The 24,232-nt window shown below is 45.7% G+C and carries 21 protein-coding genes and 1 riboswitch; of the genes, 3 read left to right on the top strand and 18 right to left on the bottom strand.

Going from position 1 to position 24,232, the window contains the following annotated elements:
- Both ACPW7N_RS12010 and ACPW7N_RS12005 read right to left on the bottom strand, forming a co-directional pair.
- Positions 1-2,408: immunoglobulin-like domain-containing protein (locus ACPW7N_RS12010; protein ID WP_425651321.1), on the bottom strand; the 2,408-nt coding region annotated here is incomplete at its 3' end.
- A gap of 221 nt (positions 2,409-2,629) precedes the next feature.
- Positions 2,630-4,084: an alpha/beta fold hydrolase gene (locus tag ACPW7N_RS12005; RefSeq protein ID WP_425651320.1), complete on the bottom strand. Its 1,455-nt coding sequence runs from the start codon at positions 4,082-4,084 to the stop codon at positions 2,630-2,632.
- Positions 4,085-4,310: 226 nt separating this feature from the next.
- On the opposite strand from ACPW7N_RS12005, the gene ACPW7N_RS12000 reads away from it, so the two are divergent.
- Positions 4,311-4,670, top strand: coding sequence for a group I truncated hemoglobin (locus ACPW7N_RS12000; protein ID WP_425651319.1), 360 nt, complete (start codon positions 4,311-4,313; stop codon positions 4,668-4,670).
- A gap of 117 nt (positions 4,671-4,787) precedes the next feature.
- On the opposite strand, the gene ACPW7N_RS11995 is transcribed toward ACPW7N_RS12000, so the two are convergent.
- Together ACPW7N_RS11995 and ACPW7N_RS11990 are read right to left on the bottom strand one after the other, a co-directional pair.
- Positions 4,788-5,711 carry a response regulator gene (locus ACPW7N_RS11995; RefSeq protein WP_425651318.1) on the bottom strand — a complete coding sequence of 308 codons (924 nt, stop codon included), beginning with the start codon at positions 5,709-5,711 and terminating at the stop codon, positions 4,788-4,790.
- Positions 5,708-6,976, bottom strand: coding sequence for an ATP-binding protein (locus tag ACPW7N_RS11990; RefSeq protein ID WP_425651317.1), 1,269 nt, complete (start codon positions 6,974-6,976; stop codon positions 5,708-5,710). Before ACPW7N_RS11990 ends, ACPW7N_RS11995 begins: the two co-directional genes overlap by 4 nt.
- A gap of 118 nt (positions 6,977-7,094) precedes the next feature.
- Here ACPW7N_RS11990 and ACPW7N_RS11985 point away from each other — a divergent pair, with 118 nt between their 5' ends.
- Entirely contained in the window at positions 7,095-8,363 is a 1,269-nt protein-coding gene (locus ACPW7N_RS11985) for a cation:dicarboxylate symporter family transporter (protein WP_425651316.1), read from the top strand.
- 30 nt (positions 8,364-8,393) lie between these two features.
- Here ACPW7N_RS11985 and ACPW7N_RS11980 read toward each other — a convergent pair whose 3' ends face one another.
- Positions 8,394-8,780, bottom strand: a complete 387-nt coding sequence (locus ACPW7N_RS11980) for a hypothetical protein (RefSeq protein ID WP_425651315.1) — start codon at positions 8,778-8,780, stop codon at positions 8,394-8,396.
- Positions 8,781-9,179: 399 nt separating this feature from the next.
- Between ACPW7N_RS11980 and ACPW7N_RS11975 the strand changes: the two genes are divergently transcribed.
- Entirely contained in the window at positions 9,180-9,923 is a 744-nt protein-coding gene (locus tag ACPW7N_RS11975; protein WP_425651314.1) for a C39 family peptidase, read from the top strand.
- A gap of 57 nt (positions 9,924-9,980) precedes the next feature.
- On the opposite strand, the gene ACPW7N_RS11970 is transcribed toward ACPW7N_RS11975, so the two are convergent.
- The 13 genes from ACPW7N_RS11970 to cobJ form a co-directional block, all read right to left on the bottom strand.
- Positions 9,981-10,748, bottom strand: coding sequence for a YhfC family intramembrane metalloprotease (locus ACPW7N_RS11970; RefSeq protein WP_425651313.1), 768 nt, complete (start codon positions 10,746-10,748; stop codon positions 9,981-9,983).
- An 83-nt stretch (positions 10,749-10,831) separates the two neighbouring features.
- Positions 10,832-11,890 (bottom strand): nicotinate-nucleotide--dimethylbenzimidazole phosphoribosyltransferase, encoded by a 1,059-nt coding sequence (cobT, locus tag ACPW7N_RS11965; protein WP_425651312.1) that lies wholly within the window; start codon positions 11,888-11,890, stop codon positions 10,832-10,834.
- Positions 11,887-13,416, bottom strand: coding sequence for a cobyric acid synthase (locus ACPW7N_RS11960; protein WP_425651311.1), 1,530 nt, complete (start codon positions 13,414-13,416; stop codon positions 11,887-11,889). The genes cobT and ACPW7N_RS11960 overlap by 4 nt, the downstream gene beginning before the upstream one ends.
- Positions 13,413-14,807 (bottom strand): cobyrinic acid a,c-diamide synthase CobB, encoded by a 1,395-nt coding sequence (locus ACPW7N_RS11955; protein WP_425651310.1) that lies wholly within the window; start codon positions 14,805-14,807, stop codon positions 13,413-13,415. Before ACPW7N_RS11955 ends, ACPW7N_RS11960 begins: the two co-directional genes overlap by 4 nt.
- Positions 14,797-15,951, bottom strand: coding sequence for a cobalt-precorrin 5A hydrolase (locus ACPW7N_RS11950; RefSeq protein WP_425651309.1), 1,155 nt, complete (start codon positions 15,949-15,951; stop codon positions 14,797-14,799). Before ACPW7N_RS11950 ends, ACPW7N_RS11955 begins: the two co-directional genes overlap by 11 nt.
- A complete protein-coding gene (gene cobM, locus ACPW7N_RS11945; protein ID WP_425651308.1) occupies positions 15,948-16,727 on the bottom strand; it encodes a precorrin-4 C(11)-methyltransferase in 780 nt (259 codons plus the stop codon). Before cobM ends, ACPW7N_RS11950 begins: the two co-directional genes overlap by 4 nt.
- Entirely contained in the window at positions 16,727-17,437 is a 711-nt protein-coding gene (gene cobI, locus ACPW7N_RS11940) for a precorrin-2 C(20)-methyltransferase (protein ID WP_425651307.1), read from the bottom strand. The genes cobM and cobI overlap by 1 nt, the downstream gene beginning before the upstream one ends.
- Entirely contained in the window at positions 17,430-18,650 is a 1,221-nt protein-coding gene (cbiE, locus tag ACPW7N_RS11935) for a precorrin-6y C5,15-methyltransferase (decarboxylating) subunit CbiE (RefSeq protein ID WP_425651306.1), read from the bottom strand. Before cbiE ends, cobI begins: the two co-directional genes overlap by 8 nt.
- Complete coding sequence (locus ACPW7N_RS11930) at positions 18,634-19,731, bottom strand: cobalt-precorrin-5B (C(1))-methyltransferase (RefSeq protein ID WP_425651305.1); 1,098 nt, start codon at positions 19,729-19,731, stop codon at positions 18,634-18,636. The genes cbiE and ACPW7N_RS11930 overlap by 17 nt, the downstream gene beginning before the upstream one ends.
- A gap of 2 nt (positions 19,732-19,733) precedes the next feature.
- Positions 19,734-20,384, bottom strand: a complete 651-nt coding sequence (locus tag ACPW7N_RS11925; RefSeq protein WP_425651304.1) for a precorrin-8X methylmutase — start codon at positions 20,382-20,384, stop codon at positions 19,734-19,736.
- 21 nt (positions 20,385-20,405) lie between these two features.
- The gene (cobK, locus tag ACPW7N_RS11920; protein ID WP_425651303.1) at positions 20,406-21,191 is read right to left on the bottom strand and encodes a precorrin-6A reductase; all 786 of its coding nucleotides are present in this window, start codon (positions 21,189-21,191) and stop codon (positions 20,406-20,408) included.
- On the bottom strand, positions 21,188-22,195 hold the full coding sequence (locus ACPW7N_RS11915) for a sirohydrochlorin chelatase (protein ID WP_425651302.1): 1,008 nt from the start codon (positions 22,193-22,195) through the stop codon (positions 21,188-21,190). The genes cobK and ACPW7N_RS11915 overlap by 4 nt, the downstream gene beginning before the upstream one ends.
- Before the next feature lie 21 nt (positions 22,196-22,216).
- The gene (gene cobJ / locus ACPW7N_RS11910; RefSeq protein ID WP_425651301.1) at positions 22,217-23,842 is read right to left on the bottom strand and encodes a precorrin-3B C(17)-methyltransferase; all 1,626 of its coding nucleotides are present in this window, start codon (positions 23,840-23,842) and stop codon (positions 22,217-22,219) included.
- 162 nt (positions 23,843-24,004) lie between these two features.
- Positions 24,005-24,232: riboswitch (cobalamin riboswitch) on the bottom strand.

Below are 24,232 nucleotides of genomic sequence, written 5' to 3'. Positions count from 1 at the left end.
CCTGTCGTCGGCAAGGTTACATTGCCTGTTACATTATTCAAGGCACTGTTGCCATTTAGCAGGTCTGCATCGTCTAAATCCGCTTTTGCTCCGGCTACAGCCTGGGCGTCTGTCATTGCTTCCTCTTTTACAATTACCGTGAATGTTTTGGTATCTTGGGTTCCATTTTTGCTAATCGTTGCTGTCAAGGTTACCGTTGCGTCACCGGATCCATTTGCTGGACGAATTACGCTTCCATCTGCTCCTACTGCTGCATGATCTGCTACCCAGCTTATTGCGGTTCCATTGATTCCTGTCGTTGGCAAGGTTAAGTTCCCTGTTACATTATTCAAGGCACTGTTGCCATTCAGCAGATCTGCGTCATCCAAGTCTGCCTTTGCTCCGGCTACGGCTTGGGCGTCAGTTAGACCAACAAGGTCATTAATCATAATCTCTTTTCCTGCTGTACTTAAGCCAGCACCATTCTTAGAGAATACAGCAATTTTCGTTGTTCCAGATGGTATTGCTGTGTCCGCTCCAATATTCACTTGTAATGGACCTGCTTTAGCCACATCTGCCCCAATTTGAGTTCCTCTTGAATTATCTGCATTCAAAAAGTACACCGCATAATGTGTGATGTTGCTCTCATCAGTTGCAGCAGTCCATGTTACATTTCCGCTAATTTGATCTACGTCAATATCTTCATCAGTAAAAGTTACAGTGGATGCTAAAGCCGTTGGTAAAGATACATCAGTAAATTCTACAGTTGCTCCAGTAGCATTCTCTCCAGCACCATTTTTCGCAAAAACACCGAACTTGGTTGCACCACTAGGAATTGGCGTATTTGCAGGGACTGCGTAAGAATTTGTTCCCACAGGAATATCTACAATCTTTGTTCCTACTTTTGCATTTGAATTATTTAAGAAGTAGACGGAATAATGGGTTATATTGCTTGTTCTACTTGGTGGAGTCCAACTTAGATTACCCTGAATTTGTCCAGCATCTTTGTCAATATCAACTGGGAATGTCAATCCTGTAACTACTTGTGTTGGTGCTGTCACAGGCGGCGGCACTACAATCACAGGATCTGCAAACGTAATAGAAAACGTACCAGAAACCAGGTTTTCCTTGGCATCAGATACTTTCGCCTTATTAATCGTTACACTCAAGTTGCTCTTGCTGTCAGCAGCAGTATGGCTGAAAGCTTGTCCCGTAAAGAAGATGGTTATTTGCGTATCGCTGTTACGGGTTACCCCCACACCTAAGCCTGCTGGCAGGTTATTTACAGTCACGTCTGCCGCAGAAATATCAGAAGCGAATTTGCCATTTGTCAACGTAACGGTTTGTGTTCCAGAAATACTTCCATCGTTAGCAGAAGACTCGCTAAGTAAATTCGTTTCAAGGGAAATGGATGGGTTTGCTTTTACAGTTACCTCGAAATCAGCAGACTTGCCATCAACCGTAGCTTTAATTTTTGCCTTACCAACCGCAATGGCAGTTACTTTTCCTTTATCATCAACAGTTGCCACCATAGGAGCAAGAGAAGTCCATTCTATCTTCTTCTCTTTGAGCTCTTTACCGTTTTTGTCCAGAGCTACCGCTTTTAGAACAAGTGATCCATCGTCATTGGACCCAACGACAAGTTCAGCATCATCTGCTGTATTTTCGATCTCCACTTTCTCAACTTTTGGCTCAGTAACCGTTACTTTTAATGTAGCTTCCTTGCCATCTATGGTTGCTGAGATCACTGCTTTACCCGAAGCAATTGCCTTAACCTTACCATTCTTGTCAACCGAAGCTACCTTGGCATTGCTAGAAGACCAAGCAACTTTTTTACCTGTTACGATGTTGCCGTCTTTGTCCTTGGCAACAGCAGTTAACATCAAGGTAGCATCATCCTCAGATCCAACCAATAATGTAGCATTTGCTGCATTGTTTATAATCTGAACTTTATCAACCTCTGCACCTTTTGCAGCAATGGTGAAAAGCTTTGCGGATTTTTTCGAACCATTGTAGTCTACGTTTACTACTACTTTTTGCGCATCTTTGGTAGCATTTAGCGCTTTGAACGTAAAGTAGGCTGTTTTGGTGTCTTTGTTCCAAGTGATGCCGGTTGCTTTTAGAGCAGTTGCATCCTTGCCATTGATTTGCTTGGTGAATATGAAATCTTCTAATTCTGGCATTTCTTCAGGAGCATCCGATAGTTTTACGGTAATAGAACCGTTCGTCGCAGTAATAGATTTAACCGTAATCTCTTCTTCTTGATCCTCATTTGAAACTGTTGTAACACTTTCTGCTTGCTGTTGTAATTGTGGTGCGATTCTCACACCCGGAGTACTTGCAAATGCACTGTTAACTAATGAAAATAGCAAAGTAGTTGATACAACTGCAGCAGCAATTTTCTTCATATTGCTTTTCTTCTTGCTCATTGTTACCCTCCCACATAAACCAAGTATTTTGGTAAAAACTTCAAATATTTACAGAATTCTCTCTTATCCTACAAAAGATACCGTTACGCTAGCGTTACATAAGGCCTTGTTTTGCTGTGTTATGACAAAATATTATTTTTGTTTAGAAAATGTAATAATTTACAAATAAAAAAGAGGCCAGCCGGTTTTCCATCCAACTGGTCTCTTTCTACGTATTTCTGTTATTTCGCAATGCTGTAAATATTTTCTAACTCCTTGAACCTTGTAACAAGTTTTATTTTTTTCCAGCCTTCCTGGTCTGCTAACGCTCTCATTGCCCAATAAAAAAGATCATATAGATCATTTTCCATTTCTTCTCTTAATCGATTGACCCACTCCTGATAGAATCCAGGAAATAACGGTAGCGTAACTAGCTCTTGCAAGTTCTCGATCAATTGCAGCTTTTTCTCTGTAACTTCTTCTCCTTTGCACTCCTGTATTAGTTTTTTTAGACAATGGTAGTCACTTTTCACATTCTTTCCAAGAAATACGTGTTCCTTATCAACGTATAGAAGTTGTTCTTGATCTGGTTGTTCAATCAATTTTCTCAAATGATTCAGAGAAACACGCAGATAGCCCTTTGCCCTCCCTATCTCAATTTCAGGCCAGATTGCATCGCACAATTGTTCTCTAGTAGCCGAACCATGAACCAGTAAATATAAGAGTAAGTACTTGGCATTCCGTTGATTCCATCCTTCTAAAACTTCAACTCCATTAACTTCTACTCGGAAGCAGTCATTGACTTGAACAGCTATTCCTGTTTCGGTGTTGTCAATTTCACTTACCATCGAGACTGTTTCTTTTACCTTACTATAGTAATTGGAAAGAAAACTATCATTCGCATAAAATAAGCGTTCTTTTTCCGTATCAATAAAGTTCATTATCCATTCGGAGACCACTTTCGGCTGATCAAGTTGAATGGCATTGGATGCACCTGGAACTATTAAATACCTGGCATTTGACATGTAGATGACACCAAGACTGATCACATTTGGTGGATATATCGGATCCCATTCGCCCGAAAGATTTAATATCGGACAGTGCAGCCTTTGGAGAATTAATGACCAATTGGTTTGTGCAATTAAATGAAACAAATCAAAATAGATATCAATCGAAGCCTTGTTGAAAGCTGTTTCAAGCAACAATTCTTTCTCATCTGTTAACGGATGACAGATGTACGGGATGATGTCTCGCGAGAACCCCTTCATTCCTTTTTCAGCAAGTTTACGCTTGTAAGTGAGTACAACCTCTCCCCACGATTCTGGAAAGACACATGCAGTAGAAATGAGTACCAATGATTGAACTAGTTCAGGGAATTCCTTTGCTAACTGGATTGCTAAATATCCCCCAAGGGTATGTCCCACGAGATGCGCCTGGGTTATCTGTAATTTGTTTAGAATAAACCGAACATCTTCAACTAGTAGCTTCCATGTGATTTTTTCTGCGCCTTTTTGACTATTCCCATGACCCCTCACATCAATCAGCAAAACATGATAATTCTGACGAAGATAAGGTAATAGATTTCTCCATGATGTATGATCCATTCCTAGGCCATGTAAGAAAACCAGCACTTCTGGCTCCCAGCGAGAAGCTGTGGATTCAAGAAATTGATAATAGATTTGATCAGATAGTTTCAAAAGTATCCACTCCAAACTTTCTCCCCGAAACTATTACCCACTTTAATCCAATAATTCCATTAATTCCGTAGTTTGAGTTACAAAAAAGCAATTCGTTAACAAACGGTCAAAAGTTGGAACTGTATCTCAGGGAATGGCATCCCAACGAACGGGAACAATACTGTCATCTGTTTCCTAAAAAAAAGCACGAACACATCGTGCAAATACATAAGGGAGGATATTTTAGATGACCACAACAATCTATGAAAAAGTAGGCGGAGAACAGGCGATTGCTCAAATCGTGGATACTTTTTATGAAAAGGTTTTAGCTGATGATCGTGTGAATCACTTCTTCAAAGATACGGATATGGACAAACAACGTGAGCATCAGGCCAAATTTATCAGTCATGCGCTGGGAGGGCCGAATCAGTATTCTGGACAGTCAATGGCAAAGGCACACGAAGGAATGAATCTACAGCATGAGCATTTCGATGCAATCGTGCAACACCTCACAAGTGCTCTTTTGCAACATAAGGTAAGTGAGTCCGATGTTCGGGAAGCAATCCGTCGTGTTCAAGGATTGGAACAAGACATTATCAATAAATAGTTGTTCTGGGGACACCTTCAAGTATTGCTTATTGGGAGGATGCTGCCAAAATTCGAGGGAGCCCATAAAACACGAATGGGAAGAATAAATATTCTCCCCAACGCAGAATTGCAGATACTATCCAATTAGCCGCTTCGCCTCAAGGTACAGAACCAGGATAAACTTCTTGGTGTTTATTTTCACGGTAGAGTGAGTGGATTCAATGCTGTCCTCCATCTCTCGCATTCTTTTGCGTACCTCTGCAAAATCAAAAAAAGTAGAGGCATACTTCTCAAACTTGGGGTTGCCATAATCGGTTAGCCCCAATGAACACAAATGTGTCAAAGCCTGGTTGATCGCTCTCCGAATTCGCTGCTCTGCTGCTTTTCCTTCCTTCTGTAACTCAGAAGGGGTAGCGTATGAGCCCAACTTTCGGACAGCTACATTGTGAAAAATATCTTTTAGCGGAGGAAAGTGCTGTTCATACGATTTTTCTTTTTCCGTGGAATGCAGATATTCGATGATATCCAGTAAATCCTTGCCCCCGCTCTCGCCGATCATTCCTAATTCGGTGAGCAGATATTTTCCTGACGTACTGATCGTTTTTTCGGAAAAAGGAGCATCATTTTTTTCTTTTCCTTTCCCAATGCCAAGCACACTTAGCGATTTCTGGATATCCTGGATAGACCTTTGCAAGAGAACCCGCTCACTCACTTTCTGAATGACACTGATCACCTCAAGACGGTTAATCGGTTTCGTAATATAATACTCAATTCCCTGTGAGTAAGCTTCAGCAATCATCGCCTTGGATTCAATTTGCGAGATCATGACAATTTTCCCCTGGAAGGTGGGGGCAACCCGTCGTACCGTCTCAATACCATCTTGTACAGGCATGAGCAGGTCAATTAACAGGATGTCAATTTTCTTCAACGCTAGCATGTCCGCTTCAACAGCCGAACCATCCTCCGCCTCTCCTATAACTTGTCCCAGATCTTCATCCTCAATGATTTGGGCTAGCATGGAACGTACGGCTGGATCATCATCTACAAGAAAAAACCTCATTTATCTTCGCCTCTCTGTGTAACCTCTTCTATCGGTAATCGGATCGTAAATACGGTTTTCCTTTGCCCGGGAGCACCTATCTCTATCGTTCCCTTCAAGCTTTCAACTACTTCTTTCACATAACTTAAACCGATTCCAGTTGACGGTTTTCCCGATTCATCATATTTCGTAGTGAATCCGGGGGTAAATAACAACTCATTTTTTTTAACCTTGATGCCAGGCCCATTGTCTTGTACCTGCAGCTCAATCCAATTTGCCTTTTGATCTGCGACGATAATAATTTTTCCCGTTTCCTTGATCGCTTCTACAGCATTGGCAACCAAATTATTTAATAACGAAAGAATGGTATAGATGTGAAAAGGCTCAGCAGAGACATTCACCTGACTATCAAATGCGATCTCCTTGGAAAGTAAGCGGGCATATTTCTGATTCGTTCTGATTACAATTCGAACCAACTCATCCATGCTTAAAAAATCCTTCATGTTCTCATTGGAAATCATACGTGAGAGTCCGGCATATATCCGCTGATTGTCTTTTTTGATTTCGTGGACCTGACCCGCGATTTGCAATACCCTTTGTGCTGTTTCCGATGGCTGGGGCAGCGTACGATACACATCGTAGCAATCCCGAGTAATATTTTCCACGTCTTGCAGGGTTTTCTTAAGGTGAATGGATTCTTCATACAGGTTGGAGATGAGCATCAGATTATGCTCGTTTCTCGTTCTCTGCTCTTCTTCCAATATCTTCGATTGCCTAAGCTGAATCATATTGAAAAATCCGAGCGCAAAGAAGGTTCGAACAAAGGCAATCACAGCAATTTGGGTAAAAATTTCCGCAGAAAAAAGGCTCTCCACGTATGCGGATCGAAAGGCCAGCTCGACCATATTGGAAGCAATTTCAATACATACACCTAGCAACCCAACGATGAGTGGCCGGTGAAGCATCTGATTAATTTGTGCCATCCAAAAGAGTAGCGCATACGTCACATAGTAGACAAGAGCAGGGAATTGATGTTGAAAGAAATCCTCCACCTGCCCACCTTCCACGGAGATTGCTTCTAAAATCACACGAAACAACACTACACAGAAGCCGACCAATATCCCGGACAAAACGGGAGAAATTTTTCGACTCCATAACAAGAAGAAGAAAAAAGCGGTCGTTCCAAAGCTGATCCGAAAGTCATCTCCGAACGGGTGAAATTTCAATTCTCCGGCTAGTGGAACGCTAACTAGCATCACTAGTAAAATAATGACATTTTCTCTCATGAAGTCCCTCAAAAAAATTAAGAAATTTGAATATCGGTTTTTGTAGTTTTCTGTAGGATTGCGCTTACAATCTGAACATTACCACCATTATGCCCCAAAAGTAAAGAAAGGAGAATTTATGAAAAAATTCGGATTAGCTATTCAAATTTTCGTAGGTTTATTATTAGGTATCGTTGTAGGTGCACTTTTTTACGGGAATCCTGCAATTGAAAGTTTCCTAAAACCACTTGGCGATATTTTTATTCGTTTAATTAAAATGATCGTAGCTCCAATCGTTATTGCCTCTCTCGTAGTAGGGGTTGCCGGAGTGGGTGACATCAAAAAACTAGGGAAAATCGGCGGAAAAACCATTCTCTATTTTGAGATCATTACCACCATTGCGATTGTTGTCGGTCTGTTAGCCGCTAACATCTTCAAACCAGGTGTAGGCGTTCAGATGGATCAATTGACTAAATCGGATATCTCCAAATACGTAGATACAACGGAAAAAGCGGTTAGCCATAGCTTTATTGATACATTCGTAAATATTGTTCCGACTAATGTTTTCAATGCCCTCACAAATGGGGACATGTTGGCAATTATCTTCTTCTCTGTTTTATTCGGTCTCGGTGTCGCTGCTATTGGTGAAAAAGGCAAACCAGTACTCGCTTTCTTCAACGGTGTGTCTGAAACAATGTTCTGGGTTACTAACCAAATCATGAAATTTGCACCATTTGGTGTTTTTGGTCTTATCGGGATTACAGTTTCCAAATTTGGCTTAGGCTCTTTGGTTCACTTGGGTAAATTGGCAATACTCGTGTACGGTGTTATGTTCTTCTTCGTTTTCGTTGTTCTAGGACTCGTTGCCAAGTTATGCAATGTAAACATTATGTCGATTATCAAAATTTTGAAAGACGAACTAATTCTCGCTTACTCGACTGCAAGTTCGGAAACTGTTCTTCCGAAACTAATCGAAAAAATGGAGAAGTTCGGCTGTCCGAAAGCGATTACATCGTTTGTTATTCCAACCGGATATTCATTTAACCTGGATGGATCTACACTTTATCAAGCACTTGCGGCAATCTTCATCGCTCAAATGTACGGTATCGATATGCCGATCAGTGCACAAATCACGCTCATGTTGGTACTCATGGTAACATCCAAAGGAATTGCTGGTGTGCCAGGTGTTTCCTTCGTCGTATTGCTTGCAACATTAGGATCTGTTGGTATTCCTGTAGAGGGACTTGCTTTCATCGTTGGTATTGACCGTATTCTTGACATGGCTCGTACCGCAGTTAACGTTATCGGTAATTCCCTTGCTGCTATTGTTATTGCTAAATGGGAAGGCCAGTATGACAAGAAACAAGCTCAAGAGTATCTCAGCACCTACGAAAAAGCTGCTGCTTAAACCATCTATATAAATTTGAAAGAGAGCCTATTATTTATGGCTCTCTTTTTTTTGCGTGACAACTCCCGCATATTCCGTATGAATCTCATCATGACGAATCAGCAACTGACAGTACTTCAACAAGACATCTCGTGGGCCTGCTGGAGCATGGGCAGGATATTCGTTAATACATTGTTCGAACGTGATGATATCTTTTATCGTAAATATGTTTCTATCATTCAGGAAAATATTTATAATTAGCTTGTCCTGTTCGCTTACTGATTTTTCCATCAAAAGGGTCGAATTATCTCTCCCGTATGTATAATCCATCTTGTATTTACTCACAATGCTTTGAAAATACGGAGCCCAATCAATATGGTGTGTAATACTTGTAATTTTCTCGCCAAACCTGTCTTTCACAAGGTAAAGTTTACCCATTCGATCATCTCCTTTAGTTAATCTTGTCTACCTCCTGGCCTACTGATGAGAGACAGAGACGTAACTAAGAAAAAACCGGCCCCTACAACTGGCCGGGTGTGTTAACAGCGTAAGTGTCGTTTATCCATATATTAACAGTGTTAAACATAAAAATACAGATTTTTTTGGTGATTTTTGCTGAAAAATTTGTGAATGCCCATGCCTCCGAGCACTCCTATCGTAAGCTGTTTGATTTCTTGCAAGAGGCATTTGCCTCTGATTACAATAATCACCAATCATAATCTCGTGCTGTTGTTGTAATAATAATCCAGACTTACTAAAACAAACATTCAAGGTGACAACATGAGGTATATAACATCCTGTTTACTTGTTTTATGCTTACTCGGTTGTTCTGGAGAAATGCAGCAGGGAACATCTCCATCCAAAAGTCTGTCCTACTCGAATACACCAGCTAAAATAGAGGATCGAACAGAAAAAAATGAGGTAAATCCTCTCCATTCATTCAATAAAGACAATAAGATAAAAACAGTTCAGTCACCGAATGAGCAAAAGATCATTTTAGATGTACCGATTATTGAACAAAAGCCTGAACTGAAATACGGTTGTGAAGTCACCAGTTTGGCAATGATACTTCAATATGCTGGAATAACAATAGATAAAATGGAGCTGGCAAACGAAATTCCAAAAGATAATGATCCCGTTAAAAAAACGAAATCAGGTGATATTACCCATTGGGGCAATCCAAATCATGGTTTTGTTGGAGATATGACTGGAAAAAATAAGGGCTATGCAGTATATGCAAAGCCTATGGAAAAGTTAATGAACCAGTATCTGCCTGGTCGAACGGTCAATTTGACAGGAAAACCATTTGAGACCTTACTTCAGCAGGTTCAGAATCAAAGACCGGTTTTAGTCTGGACAACTGGCGATTTCAAATCTCCTGATCGATGGGAATCATGGAAGCATGGTTCGGAAAAAATAAAAACCCCATTAGATCTTCATGTAGTTGCACTGGTAGGATTTGATTCTAATAATGTCTATGTCAATGACCCTTTAACAGGGATAAAGAACCAAAAAGTTAGTAAACAATCATTTATTCGTTCATGGACTGAATTAGGAAAACAGGCACTTTCCTATCGATAAATGAATGAAATCAAGCCACAGCTTGCTCTGTGGCTTGATATTGAAATAAATAATATCCTAAAGAGAAAAAAGTGTTCTGGATTTGGCTATAAACCACAGAGAAAGCAGCCCTGTTAGAAGGATTGCAGCCTCAGCCACCCAAATATTCACTACTTTCACCTGATACAAAGCAGGAATAAAATCAAACAAGGCATGAAGTCCGATCGCATAAAGCAAATAGACCCCTTTCGCTTGACGAATTCCTACCAGTACCAGCAAGGTTAGTGCCATGTGCATGAGAACGGCACAAACCCGCTCAATGCCTCCGACGATATACAAGTAAGGTGCCGTTTCTACTAACGCTGTCTTCAATTGCAGCAAAATATCTGCAGGGAGTTTGCTCCCGAGGGACTGCTCAAAAGTCCCCTGATTCAACAGATTGGCGTATACCAGATTCATGATGCTAGGAATCGCCACGAGAAGAATGGCTTCTATTCCGCCATGTCCGATACCGACAGAAAGCCCATCCTTGTAGTCTCGTTGTTTTTTCAATAAAAGCTTGAAGCCGACGTACCTTCCCACTTCTTCAAACAGCCCCGCTGCCAATGCTCCATACGTTGCGACGAGAAATGGATTGTGTATGAGTGGTTGTGCCGGATTGATGACAACCAGATGCAGCAGTTTCTCTAGCACCTGTGAAAAGACAAAGAAAACAAGCGCCCCCACAAAAACTGGATAGTACGTAATTTTATATGTTCTGCGAAAGTAGATGAATAGACAAAGGGGGAAAAGGAACGCAATCATTCCTTGTACGATCATTCCGATCATAGACCATTGACTAACCATGTAACATCCCTTCTTTCCGTCTTTGATGATTCACTCATCAATAGTACGACGCCAAAAAGGATATGGTTCATTTTTCAATTTCTCTATTCGTTCCCTGATGCCACTCCAGCCGAGGCGAACGTCGCCATCTCTCTTATCATACGAGTAGATGCTTCTACGATCGGGAAGGCAACAGCGGCTCCGCTTCCTTCTCCGAGACGCAGGTTCAGGTCTAGCAGTGGTTCCACTTGCAATTCCTCAAGGACTCTTACGTGACCTGGTTCGACAGAGCGATGACCTACCAACAGATAGTCTCTTGCCTTTGGACAAAGACGTACAGCAATCAGTGCGGCAACGGATGAGATGAAACCATCGACCAACACCGGAACCCGATTGGCTGCAGCAGCTAGTACTGCCCCGGCCATTGCCCCAATTTCGAGCCCGCCTACTTTGGCCAAAACATCAATTGGGTCAGCAGCATTCGGCTGTCGGTTAGAAATGGCTTGTTTGATCGTCTCAACCTTGTGTTTCCACGCCTGATCGGAAATGCCCGAACCCCTGCCAACCACCTGCTCGGCCTCAAATCCTGTCAGGGCAGAAAGAATGGCACTACTTGTCGTTGTATTACCGATGCCCATCTCCCCGATGATGATCAGCTTGGCCCCTTCGTTCAGGACTCGTTCGGCTGTAACAATTCCCACTTCTACAGAGCGCTGCGCTTCTTCTCTTGTCATGGCATCCTCATGTAAAAAGTTGCCCGTCCCGTATCGTACCTTCTCATTCCAGATTCCAACTGGTTTCAGATCCGAGGCAACACCTGCGTCAACGACATGCAAGATTCCTCCGATATGACGGGAAAATACGTTTATCGCTGCGCCACCATTTACAAAGTTATAAACCATCTGTGCTGTCACTTCCTGTGGAAAGGCTGATACGCCTTCCGCCACAACACCATGGTCGGCAGCATAAACAAGGACACCGGGAGGACTAACCTGCGGGAAAGTTTCACCAGTAATTCCCGCCAGTTGAATCGCAACCTCTTCCAATCTTCCAAGGCTTCCTTGCGGCTTCGTCAATTGGTCAATGTGAGATTGTGCCTGATCAGCAACCTCTTGATTCAGCGCTTCAATTCGATTGATTCGATCGATAATGATTTGGCTCATGATGTTGTATTCATCTCCTTCTTTTTTTGAAATTGAATAATTTGTTCATTGATTCGCTCGATTTGGACGTGTTTTCGTACCTGATCGGCTAGATAGTCGAATCCTGCTTCACGAAGCGCAACAAAAGAAGGCCTTGCAGGTAAAGCCGATAAACCTTTGCATGTACGGACCGAGTCAAGCAGTTGATGGCGGAACACGTCATTGTGAAATAAGCCATGGAAGTATGTACCCAACACTCTTTTTTCTGGATCAAAATATCCGTCTTGCCGATTAGCGAGTTGAATAAAGGGATGGGGGTTGCCTTCGGGATAAACGGTTTGCCCCATATGAATCTCGTAACCAGTCAATTCATGCAAGATGCCATCGAATCCAAACGACCCTTTTGAGAGAATCGTCGTTTTGGTCTTTTCCAGAGTTGTGAGTGAAGGGATAAGCCCTAGTCCTTCCATTCGTTCCTGTGGTGATTCCACCATGTACGGATCAAGAATGGCACGACCGAGCATTTGGTAGCCTCCGCACAATCCGATGACAAAGGTGTGTCCACTCTGGTGCAATTCCATGATGCGAGATTCCAACCCTTGTTGCTGCAAAAATAGCATATCCTCCAATGTATTTTTGCTGCCAGGAAGAATAATGACATCGGGTTCTCCCAGTTCGTCTAGTCTCGTAATATAGCGCACCCGGCAATCGGGTTCTACCATAAACGGATCGACATCGGTGAAATTGGAGATGCGAGGGTATTGGATGACAGCGATGTCTATCTCTTTTTTGCTAGTTGCATGTCCCTCATACTTATGTAAAACAAGCGAATCTTCCGCATCAATCCACAGATCGGGCAAAAACGGTATGACACCGAGGACAGGAACGTTTGTATATTGCTCGAACCACTCCAGTCCCGGTTGAAGCAGCGTCAGATCTCCTCTGAATCGATTGATGACAACTCCGATGACTCTTTCACGATCAGCAGGCTCCATTAGCTGCAGCGTTCCAACCAGACTGGCAAATACTCCGCCACGCTCAATGTCGGCAATCAAGATCACAGGTGCATTTGCCAGACGTGCCACCCGCATGTTGACAAGCTCCCGATCATTCAAATTGATCTCTGCCGGACTGCCTGCGCCTTCAATAACAACCCGGTCGTATTGATCTGCCAATCGTTGGTACGCTTCTGTAATGATCTGTAAACCAGTCTGAAAAAAGCTTTTGCGATACTCGACCGCCTGCATCGTCTGATAGGGAACGCCGTGCACAACGATTTGTGCCTCGTGTCCTCTGGACGGTTTGATCAGGATCGGGTTCATATCGGTCGTTGCTACGATCCCTGCTGATTCAGCCTGAACCCCCTGTGCTCGCCCGATTTCCTTGCCATCCACTGTTACATACGAATTCAAAGCCATGTTCTGTGATTTGAACGGTGCCGTCGAGTAGCCATCCTGTGCAAAAATACGGCAGAGCGCAGTAACCAATACACTCTTGCCTGCATCCGAACTCGTTCCCTGAACCATGATTGGAACAGCTTTCGTCATCGGGTTGGGCTCCCTTCGTCTACCACTGTTACGCTTTTCTGGCAGTACTCGATCCACCGCTTCACAAGCTCAGGACATGAGGCAAAGTGCAGATGGGTGTAGCCGGCGATCAAATTCTCTCTGTGATAGCCCTCAGGTTTGTCACCCCTAAGCCCTTTCGTCTGATAGGCGTACGGTATCTCACCATCTGGGGTAAACGTGGAGTAATGAAATTCATGCCCCTTGGCTATCATCTCTTCGCCTAGCAGCCAGTGATGGGAATAGCCCTTCACTTCACGATATCCCAGTGCGGCAAGTCGCTTCTGCATTTTCACTTTTCCAGGAATAAGCCCGACCATCGGATAGGAACGTCCGTCTGTTCTCTCAATGGCTTCTGTCAGATACATATAGCCGCCACATTCAGCCAACGTAGGCATACCCGATTGGATCGCTTGACGGAAGGACTCCAGAACAACCTTATTCTCGGACAACTCCTCAGCAAACTCCTCTGGGAAGCCACCACCAATATAGAGTCCGTCTACCTGATCAGGCACTGTTTCTCCTGCCAATGGGGAGAAAAAGACGAGTTCTGCCCCGTGCGTTTGCAACAGTTCAAAATTCTCAGGATAGTAAAAGTGAAAAGCAGCATCTTTGGCGACAGCAATCCGTACCTTTGGCGTAGCTGGAGGTTCCGTAAACAACCTGGTTTCTGCAAGTAATGGTTCTGACTCGGCAATTTCGAGCAACTGATTGAGATCAATGGTTTGGCTGATCAGCTCACCCAATCGCTGAAAAAGTGGGGCAAGCTCGCCTCGCTCTACCGATGGCACCAGTCCCAAGTGCCGCTCTGGAATCTCGACCTGGTCCTCTCGTTGCAAATACCCCAGGACAGGAATTCCGCACTCCTGCTCGATGGCTGCCTTGACGATTTTGAAGTGTCCTTCGCTTCCAACTTTGTTGGCGATGACAGCCGCTATGCGTACATTTGGATTAAATACCTGAAAACCCTTCACCACTGCCGCAGCACTGCGAGCCATACTTTGACAGTTCACAACCAACAGAACAGGCGAATTAGTCAGGATGCTAATCTCTGCTGTACTTCCCCGATCACTTGTCGCCTCTTTTCCATCATACAGCCCCATCACTCCTTCGATGATGGAGATGTCTGCTCCCGTACTGCCTTTGACGAATATTTCCTTTACTATTTCATGCGAAAGCATCCAACTATCGATATTGCGGGAGACTCGCCCTGTTACAGCTGAGTGGTAGGTAGGGTCGATATAATCTGGCCCACATTTGAAGCCCTGTACGACAAGTCCTCTTTGTTGCAACGCAGCCATGAGTCCGATGGTAACAGTTGTTTTCCCGACTCCGCTTCCCGCTCCAGCAACGATAAGCCTTCTACTGGTCATCCGTTTCACCCCTAAAACGTTTGATGCCGACCGATATCGTGACATTCCCTGATTTTTTCTTGCCAAGGACCAATTGATCATTGCCTGCGTACAGTTTGGCAGCCGGTTCACTTACACCGTATGCCCCCGTATACTTGAACACTGTCGCCGATGGGTCCTCGATGGTCACCTGATTCAACTCAGCAGGAGCATAGGTGACAAACTCCCAGCCATACTTGTCAGTCACAGCGAGCAGGCCCTCTTCATCTTTTTTGAGGTCAATCGAACAGATCGCTTTGACACTGCGGATGGAAAACTGCAGCTCTGCCAGCGTCTCGATAATTACCGCTTCGATCTCTTCGGCTGATGTTCCCCGATTGCACCCCATGCCAAGCACGATGACTTTTGGTCGGAAAAGTACCCCGTTACGCAAGATCGCCTCTTCCTCCACCTGTGACAGATGACGGTGCGTAACGACGAGTGCTGCTTGTGGTTGTGGTTTTGCCTGTAATGCTTCAGAGACCGACGGGTAAAGTCGAAAATGAGAGGGGATTGGCGTGTTATACATCCACCAATTGGGTTCTCCCGATTCTTGAACGATTGCTACCCGTTCCTCATTTACGACAGAAGCGCTGACAGGAGTAAGCTTTTCAGCTGACTCCCACTGCCAGCCAAACGCTTTGCCGAACAAATCAACCGGGATCGTTCGCTGTACATCTGATGCCGTAGTAATAACCGGACGAGCACCTAAAGCGGAGGCCACTTCCTTCGTCAACTCATTGGCTCCCCCCAGATGTCCGGAAAGAACACTGATGACGTGCTCCCCTTTATCGTCGATGACCACAATGCCGGGGTCTGTTTTTTTATCCTGGAGCAGTGGCGCAACCATTCGCACCATCGCCCCCAGTGAAACAATCGCTACGATTCCTTTATATGCATGCCAGAGAGACGGAAGAAGAAGGCGGACACTGCCTGTAAATAGTTGAATGTCTCGTTTTTCTTCATCTCCTTGGGCGAATTTACTCATGTAGTAGACGTCAGCATGCGGAAAACTTGTCTGTAATCTTCTCGCTATTTCTACGCCGTGTTTCGTAATGGCGACGATGGCGTATTCACCTTTTTGTCGGATGGAAGGGACAATGCCCTCTTGCAGTTCGATCATCATTTGGTTGGCACGCCTTTGCGGAACCCATGGGTAAAGGTCTTGTCATACAATTTGGAACGGTATTCCTCTTTGGTATGAATATTCGGGTCAAGTGCCCATCCTGCCAGGATCATGGCATGTGCTCGGATACCGTTCGCTGCCATTTCCGCATCGAGATTCTGGAGTGTTGTCCGAATGATGACCTGATCTGGCCAGCTTGCCCGTTGAACCACTACGACAGGTGTCTCTTCGCTCCAGCCTGCTTCTGTAAGTTCACGAACCACTTTTTTCGTGAGCGTTGCACTTAAGAAAAGAGCGATTGTGCAATGATGGGAGGCAAGTTCACGCAGTTTCTCCCGATCTGGTACAGGGGTTCTTCCCTCTGCTCTTGTCAGGATCAGCGTCTGCGTAAGATCCGGGATGGTTAATTCTGCACCCACAGCCGCAGCAGCCGCGAAGACGGAGCTTACTCCCGGTACGATCTCTACATCGACTTCTGCCAGCTTCAACAAAGCAATCTGCTCCATGATTGCCCCGTACATGGAAGGATCGCCTGTGTGCAGACGAACAACCTTTTTCCCTTGACGAATTCGCTCTACCATCAGCTCTACCATTTCTTCCAATGCCATCCCTGAGCTTTGCAATACCTCTGCTTGTGGATTGCCCTGTGCAACCAGGTCAACGTTGACAAGCGAATCGGTGTAGAGTATTACATCGGCTTCCTGCAACAGCTTCCAGCCTTTGACCGTAATCAAATCAGGATCGCCCGGCCCTGCTCCTACGATGTACAGTTTCATTATTTTCTCACCACCATCAGCGTTAAGTATCCGGGATCAGCACCCTTCAGTTCGTTTACATTGCGCCAGATCATTTCTTCCTCTGCGGTGACTTTGCTTACGACAGAAGCCTTTTCTGTCAGATTCATTTCCTGCAACAGATCGATGATTTCATCGAGCACCTTGGCAACCTTGAGGAAAATGACACAATCATGAGTGAGCAGTGCCTGACGCATCGCTTCCTTATCCTCGGTTGCGGGAATAATCCCGATCTGCTCATCTCCGTCAGCCAACGGCAAGCCCAGTCGTGATGCGGCTCCCAGGAAGGAAGAAACACCTGGAATCGTCTTCACTTCTACTTCTGGATGCTGCTCGTTTACCATTCGCATCATGTGAATGAATGTGCTGTAGAACATCGGGTCGCCTTCTGTTACGAACGCAACATCCTTGCCTTGGCGAAGCTGTTCCCAGACGAGCGCCACGGTATTGGTCCATTCCTTTTCCAACACGGCTTTATCTTTGGTCATCGGAAAAACAAGTCCTAACAACTCCTTGTCAGGTGTGCGGACGTAGGTTTCTACAATTTTTTGTGCATAGCTTTTGCTGCCCATTCGCTTTTTGGGATAAGCAATGACGGGGGATTCCTGTAAAATGCGGAATGCCTTGACGGTAATCAGCTCTGGATCACCAGGCCCTACCCCTAGTCCATACAATGTGCCAAATTTATTCATTCGTTATTGCCTCCTTTTTCCGCTGGGCCGTGATGATATAAATCGGATTCAAAGCTTCGAAGCGATTCATCCCGAGAATCGGCTTGCTTCTCGAAATTTGTGCAAGTGTAATCTCTGTCTCATAATTCTCTTCTGCCAGTGCTTGCACGGCATCGTACAACGTCTCAATGGTTGCTGCATTAATAACGAATCGCCCATTCGGCTTCAATCGACTGCAAACAATTCGAATGATTTCACGCAGCTCGCCACCGCTGCCGCCGATAAACACGGCATCTGGATCCGGGAAATTATCCAATCCTTCCGGTGCTTTGGCGTGGATTGCCGTTATGTCAGCACGGAATTTCGCCATATTTTCACGGCAGTTATCCAAATCGTCAATGTTTTTCTCCACAGCATAGACGGCTCCTTCACGGGCCATTCGTGCCGCTTCAATCGCAACAGAGCCGGTACACGTACCGATGTCCCAGACCACACTTTTTGCGTGCAATTGCAGATTCGCCAGGCTCAGTACGCGAACTTCCTTCTTAGTGATGAGACCTTTATCTGGCTTGCGTTGACTGAATTCTCCATCTGGAATGCCCAAGACCCAAGTGGGGCCTGGTTTCTCTTTTCGCAAAATGACTACATTCAACTCGGAGAAATCTGACGCCGCCATTTCTTCTAGCGTATACCAGCCCGTCCGTTCTTCCGCACCCCCGAGGTTCTCCCCGACAAAGCCACGGTATTCGGTCATGCCAAATGCGAGCAGATACCTGGCAATTTCAGCCGGATTATTTTCGGCATCGGTGAGCAGAGCAACTTTTTCCTTGCCGTCAATTCGCTGTGCAAGCCCCTTCATGCTTCGACCGTGCACGCTGGTAAAAAACGCATCCTGCCACGACTCACCCATACGGGCAAAGGCCAACTGAATCGAACTCAGGTACGGATAAATGTTGACGGGAAGCTTTTGTTTCAAATAGCCGCCAATTCCATAAAACATCGGATCACCGGAAGCGAGTATGACAGTCGATTTTGTCTCATGGCGAAGTCGTTCGATGATGGGAAGAAGGCCCCCTTTCATCACCAGCTTCTCACCCGTATACTCCGGGAAAAAGGACAAATGCCGCTCCCCACCTACGAGCAAATCACTTTCCATGATCCAGCTTCGATACAGCGGAAGCAGCCCGTCCTGCCCCTCGTCACCGATTCCGATGATCTTAATTGGCTGTGTCATCTATGGTCACCCTTCCTAACAATGCTCCCTTTAGCGTGATGAGGAATGTCTCTATCTCGATTCCCCCACTCATCGCACCAAGACCTACCTTGCAGCAGGTTTCACACAACTTCTCATAAAACGCTGGATGTGACTCCATATAATCGCCGACTTGTGAAGCCGTATTGGCACCGAGGATGTACTCGATCATCTCCTCGGTAGCACCTGCATCCCTGGCGATATCCGCCAGAAAGTTGAAATCGACCGAGTTTCCTTTGGCGTGCACCATCATGTGACCCTGTGCGAACTTCGAGAACTTGCCCATCATGCCAACCAACGTAACCTTGTGCATCCCTTTGCGTTTACACTGTTTCAGCGAAAACCCGACGAAGTCTCCCATCTCAACAAATGCTTCCTCTGGTAAGTCTGGGTACTGTTCCATCGCATACTTCTCACTTCGTCCCCCCGTGGAAAGGACCACATGACGGCACCCTGATTCATAGGCAACATCAATAGCACGCACAATACTTGCCATATAGGCACTGGTGGAAAAGGGAACGACAATTCCCCGTGTGCCCAGAATCGAGATGCCACCGAGGATGCCCAATCTTCCGTTCAACGTTTTTTTGGCGATTTCTTCTCCGGCCGGAACAGAAATAATGACTTCCACTCCTCGCTCCACACTGTACTGAGCGAGCAGACTTTCTACTGCATTCCCAATCATCTGGCGAGGAACCGGATTAATTGCTGCTTCCCCAACAGGTACGGGGAGGCCGGGCTTCGTCACTCGCCCGACCCCGATTCCACCATCGATTTTGACACCAGATTCGTTCCGCCATCTGACCGTACTTTGGATCAATGCGCCGTGAGTTGCATCGGGGTCATCTCCACCGTCTTTGATAACCCCAACGATTGCCTCATTTTCGGTATAGTCACATTGAACAAGCTGAAACTTGACATCAAAGCCCGCAGGAATATAGATCGTCGACTCTGTCTGACTCTCCTGCATGATCAAGGCTGTCAATGCTGCTTTCGTAGCTGCTGTCGCACAGGCACCAGTGGTAAATCCATGCCGCATGGGCTTATCTTTGGTGGGCTCCATACTTATCCCAACCGATCCGCCATGATGGAAATCGCATTCACGGCAGCTACTGCAACAGGGCTTCCACCTTTGCGTCCGATGTTCGTAATATAAGGAATGTCGAGTTTGGTCAGTTCTTCTTTAGACTCTGCTGCTGAAACGAAGCCTACTGGAATCCCGATGATCAACCCTGGTTTCGCTTCGCCTTCTTTCACGAGACGAATGAGCTCGAGAAGGGCAGTTGGTGCATTCCCGATAGCGAAGATTCCACCCTCAGCTTCTCTGGCTGCCTTGCGCATGGAAACGATGGCACGGGTGATCCCTAATTCTTTTGCTTCCTTCATCACATCTTCATCAGAGATGTACACTTTCACGTCTCCGCCGTATTTGTCCAGACGCGGCTTGTTGATCCCTGCTTGCACCATCTGCACATCGGCAACAATCAATTTGCCGCTGCGGATCGCCTTAATGCCAGCCTGAATCGCATCTGGATGGAAAAGCATGCTGTGACCCAACTCGAAGTCAGCTGATGTATGAATCACTCGTTGTACAACTGGCAATTGCTCATCGGTGAAGCTATGCTCTCCCAGTTCCTCCATAATCATCTCGAAGCTCTTGGTCTCAATCTCTTGTGGTTGTACAGTTACTGGTTTAAATTCAGTGCGGAAATCCATGAATGATTCCTCCTAAGGTTTTTAAAATTTTGGTTTTGGTGTGTTAACTACCTTCTCTATTTGTTGAAGCACATCAGCAAAATCACTGCACTTGGTTCCATATTCAATCGAGGGGCGGGCAATAATAATCGTTTCGATCCCCATCTCCAGGGCTGCTTCCACTTTTTCATCGAACGAACCTGCCTTGCCAGTCTCTTTGGTTATCATGCAAGTTACTTGAAACTGCTCGTATAGCGCCTTGTTTAATTCCTTTGAGAATGGCCCTTGCATAGCGATAATGTGCTTTTGCTGGATGCCTAATTCCTCGCATTTCTGCATGTTATCCACCCGAGGCAGCATTCGAATAAGCATGGTCGTGTCCGGAAGAGGCAGCAGTTTTTCGGCAAAAATATGCAGCGTCTTGCTTCCAGTTGTCAGCATAATGACACCACGTCTCTTTGCAGCCAGCTCAGCCGCTTCTCTGTAATCAGCCACGACCGTAATCTTTTCATGCCTGGCAGTCGTTGCGCTTTCTCTTTCATAGCGGATATAAGGTACTCCAGCCGCTTTGGCTGCCTCCATCGCATTTTTGGAGGCTTCTTCGGCAAAGGGATGACTGGCATCCACAATCAATTGGAAATTCTCCCACTCGATTAACTGACAAAGATCAGCAGCAGTCAAGCGCCCTACACGTACGGGGAGATGTACCTCATCCATACTTTTGGCTGCACTATCAGTAACAACTGTTGTCACCAATTGATATCCTGCTGCCTTGATTTCAAGCGCCAGTTCCCGTGCATCGCTCGTCCCGGCCAAAAAGAGTATCATCGAGCACCACCTCTGACGCCTTCCTGCTTGTGAGAGTGGTCGTGTCGGCGGTGATCATGACCATGCTCGTGATGATGATCGTGATCATGGTCGTGGTGGTGACCGTGTCCATGTCCATGGTGATCATGCCCATGCCCGTGGTGATGATCGTGATCATGGTCGTGATGATGATGGTGGTGTCCATGATGCTCCATCGCCTCGATTCGATAGACACAGGTATCGCAGTTCAGCTTGATCTCCCCATGAAACGCTTCGGCTACCCGCTCTCTGATCGTCTTTTGCAACAAATGGTGATCGCCGAAGTAGTGCCCCAGAGCGAATGTGATGTCAGGGAATCGCTCACGGGATTGTACGGTGTAGAGCTCAAGTCTCTTGATCAAAACTCCTGTGAAGAGCAGGTACGGGAGAATGACTACATGTTTGGCTCCTAACTTCAAACAACGTTCCACTCCTTCGTCAAAGGAAGGGGAGGTAACCCCCATAAAGGCAGTTTCTACAATTTTGGCTTTTCGTTGTTCCCAGAACAGACGAGACATTTTGTAAATTTCACTGTTGGCATCTGCATCACTGCTGCCTCTGCCAACGATCAGCACTGCCGTTTCTTCAGCGAGAGTTGAATCGGTTCCATCCACACGCCACTCTTCCACTGCTTCCTCAAATCGCTCAGCAAGCAATCGGACAATCTGATGATCAATTCCCACAGGTCTGGCGTAGGTGATCGAAATATGCGGGTGCTTCTCCTTGCAATGATCGATTTCTGCCGGAATGTGCAACTTGGCATGACCTGCGGCAAACAGCATCAACGGAACGACCACGATGTGGGTGGCTCCCCGCTTGATACATGTATCCAATCCTTGTTGCACAGTTGGATTTTCAAATTCCAAAAAGCAAGTCTCAATGATCGGAACTTCAATCTCTGGAGCGATTTTCTGTATGAATTGCCGTACCTCTTCGTTTCCTTCCCAATCCTTGCTGCCGTGTCCTACGAACAGTACTGCGTTCATCATTACTCCTCCTTTTTTTCTTTATTCTCCACACGCAGACTCATCTACCAACACCGTAGCGCCTTCCTGATAGATAAAGCCGTTGATTACTCCTTTGCGTTTAAAGAATTTATGGAAACGTTCATTAGGAAAAGCCTCCTGTTTGAACTTTGCTACGATTTGTTCCATGACGAAAATAATCTCACTCGGGTCAATGCCTTCTGCAACAGGAACCCCTGCATGGGCGTTGCGGCCTACTGTTTTGGCTCCCAGGAACAAGTCGAATTTGCCTGCTCGATAAACCAGCCCGATATCCTCGTTGACGGCACTGTAGCAGGTCATCCCACAACCATTTATCCCAATTCTCAATTCCTTGGGCATCTCCAAGCCGCCTAATCGCTCTTGCAAGGCTTCCGCATAAGGAATTCCCTCTGGTTTTTCTCCATTGCAGAAATCGCACGCCTTGATTTGTACGACGTCTCCGACTGGCATGACGAGCAGACCTGCTTGCTTCAATCGATTGGTTATCTCGTCAGGTTGGCTGGTTGGAATCCGCAAAATAATCTGGTGATGTGGTGTGTACTCAATCTCGCCTGTGTCTCCTGCAACCTCAGCAATGGCAACCAACTGAGCCGGGCTCAACTTTTTGCTTACCACTCCGGGGCTGACGGCGCATTCGAAGATCATTTGCTGCTGAAAGGGCGAATTTGAGGCAACCGCCACCGAAGAAGCACTTGCCGTCTCTTGTGTACCTTTGACAGCCTGCACGGCGTCCATTGCCCACTCAAATGGGGTACGTGATGTCGATACAGTCTCCACCACCGTATCTATTGGTGATACCGCATCCAACGCCCACGGTTCATTCTCTTTGCGAAGCCGCTGATGCAAAGCGAGTGGCTGCTCATCCTTGGTCAACGTATACTTGCGCTGATATCCCCGAGGCGTGATCATTTTGCCGTCATACATAAACGTTGACGAGTTCCCGACAATCACCGTCGAGAGCATCCCGATCTCGCAATCCAGCATGTGTTCCAGCGTTGTTATTTCGATTTTTTGTCGATCCCGATAGGCGCTCTTCACAAGGCCAACCGGTGTATCTGGCGATCGATATTGACTGATGATTCGCTTCGCTTCCTCGATCTGTCTTGTACGCTTCCCGCTTTTCGGGTTGTACAAGGCAATCACGAAATCAGCCGATGCAGCAGCATCAATTCGTTTGGCAATCAACTCCCACGGTGTCAAATGATCACTTAAGCTGATCGTGCAGGCATCGTGCATCGTAGGCGCTCCAAGCAGGGCAGCACACGAATTGATCGCAGAGATGCCTGGAATGACTTCAACCTTGACCCCTTCCGCTTCCCTCCAGCCTTTTTCCACCAAGACTTCATAAATGAGTCCAGCCATACCATACACGCCAGCATCTCCACTGGAAATGACAGCTACGGTATGACCCAACTCTGCCTGTCGGACCGCTTCCCGTGCGCGTGCCACTTCCTCGGTCATGCCTGTACTGAGAACTTCCTGTGTCGTCAACAAATCCTTGATCAGATCAACGTAGGTGTTGTAGCCAATAATGATGTTGCTCTCTTCGATGGCTTCTTTTGCCCGCTTCGTAATGTGATCTTCACTCCCCGGACCAAACCCGATAACCAATAATTTTCCACTCATCTTGTTACTCTCCGCCTTTCGTCCCCTGTGTCGCTACCTCTTCAAGAAAATATAAAAAGGCATTTCCAACCCACAATTGATGGTTAGAAATGCCTGAAGTCTTTTACTCTCGCAAGGTAAAAATTCCTCTCATTCTAAACACCCCCTATATCCACGTAGGTTCTGATGTTGATAAAAAAGGCAGGTCTCCTGACTAAGGGCTCTCTTCAAACACCTTCCCAGACATAAAGCTTCCAGTGGTTTCTTTCGTTTGAAGACTGCTTGCTTCACTTAGAGCAAGCACCCATCACAGTGGCGGGACCGTCCCGGATTTGCACCGGACTTCCCTTTTAAGCTGGTCATTTGCACCTACAAACAGGCAGCACCTGACAAGCACCTTTTTCTTTAAAA

The organism is Brevibacillus nigriterrae (assembly GCF_049846925.1).
Classification (GTDB): domain Bacteria; phylum Bacillota; class Bacilli; order Brevibacillales; family Brevibacillaceae; genus Brevibacillus_H.
Note: the sequence above shows the minus strand (reverse complement) of the source record. Positions and strands in the feature narration are given on the sequence as shown.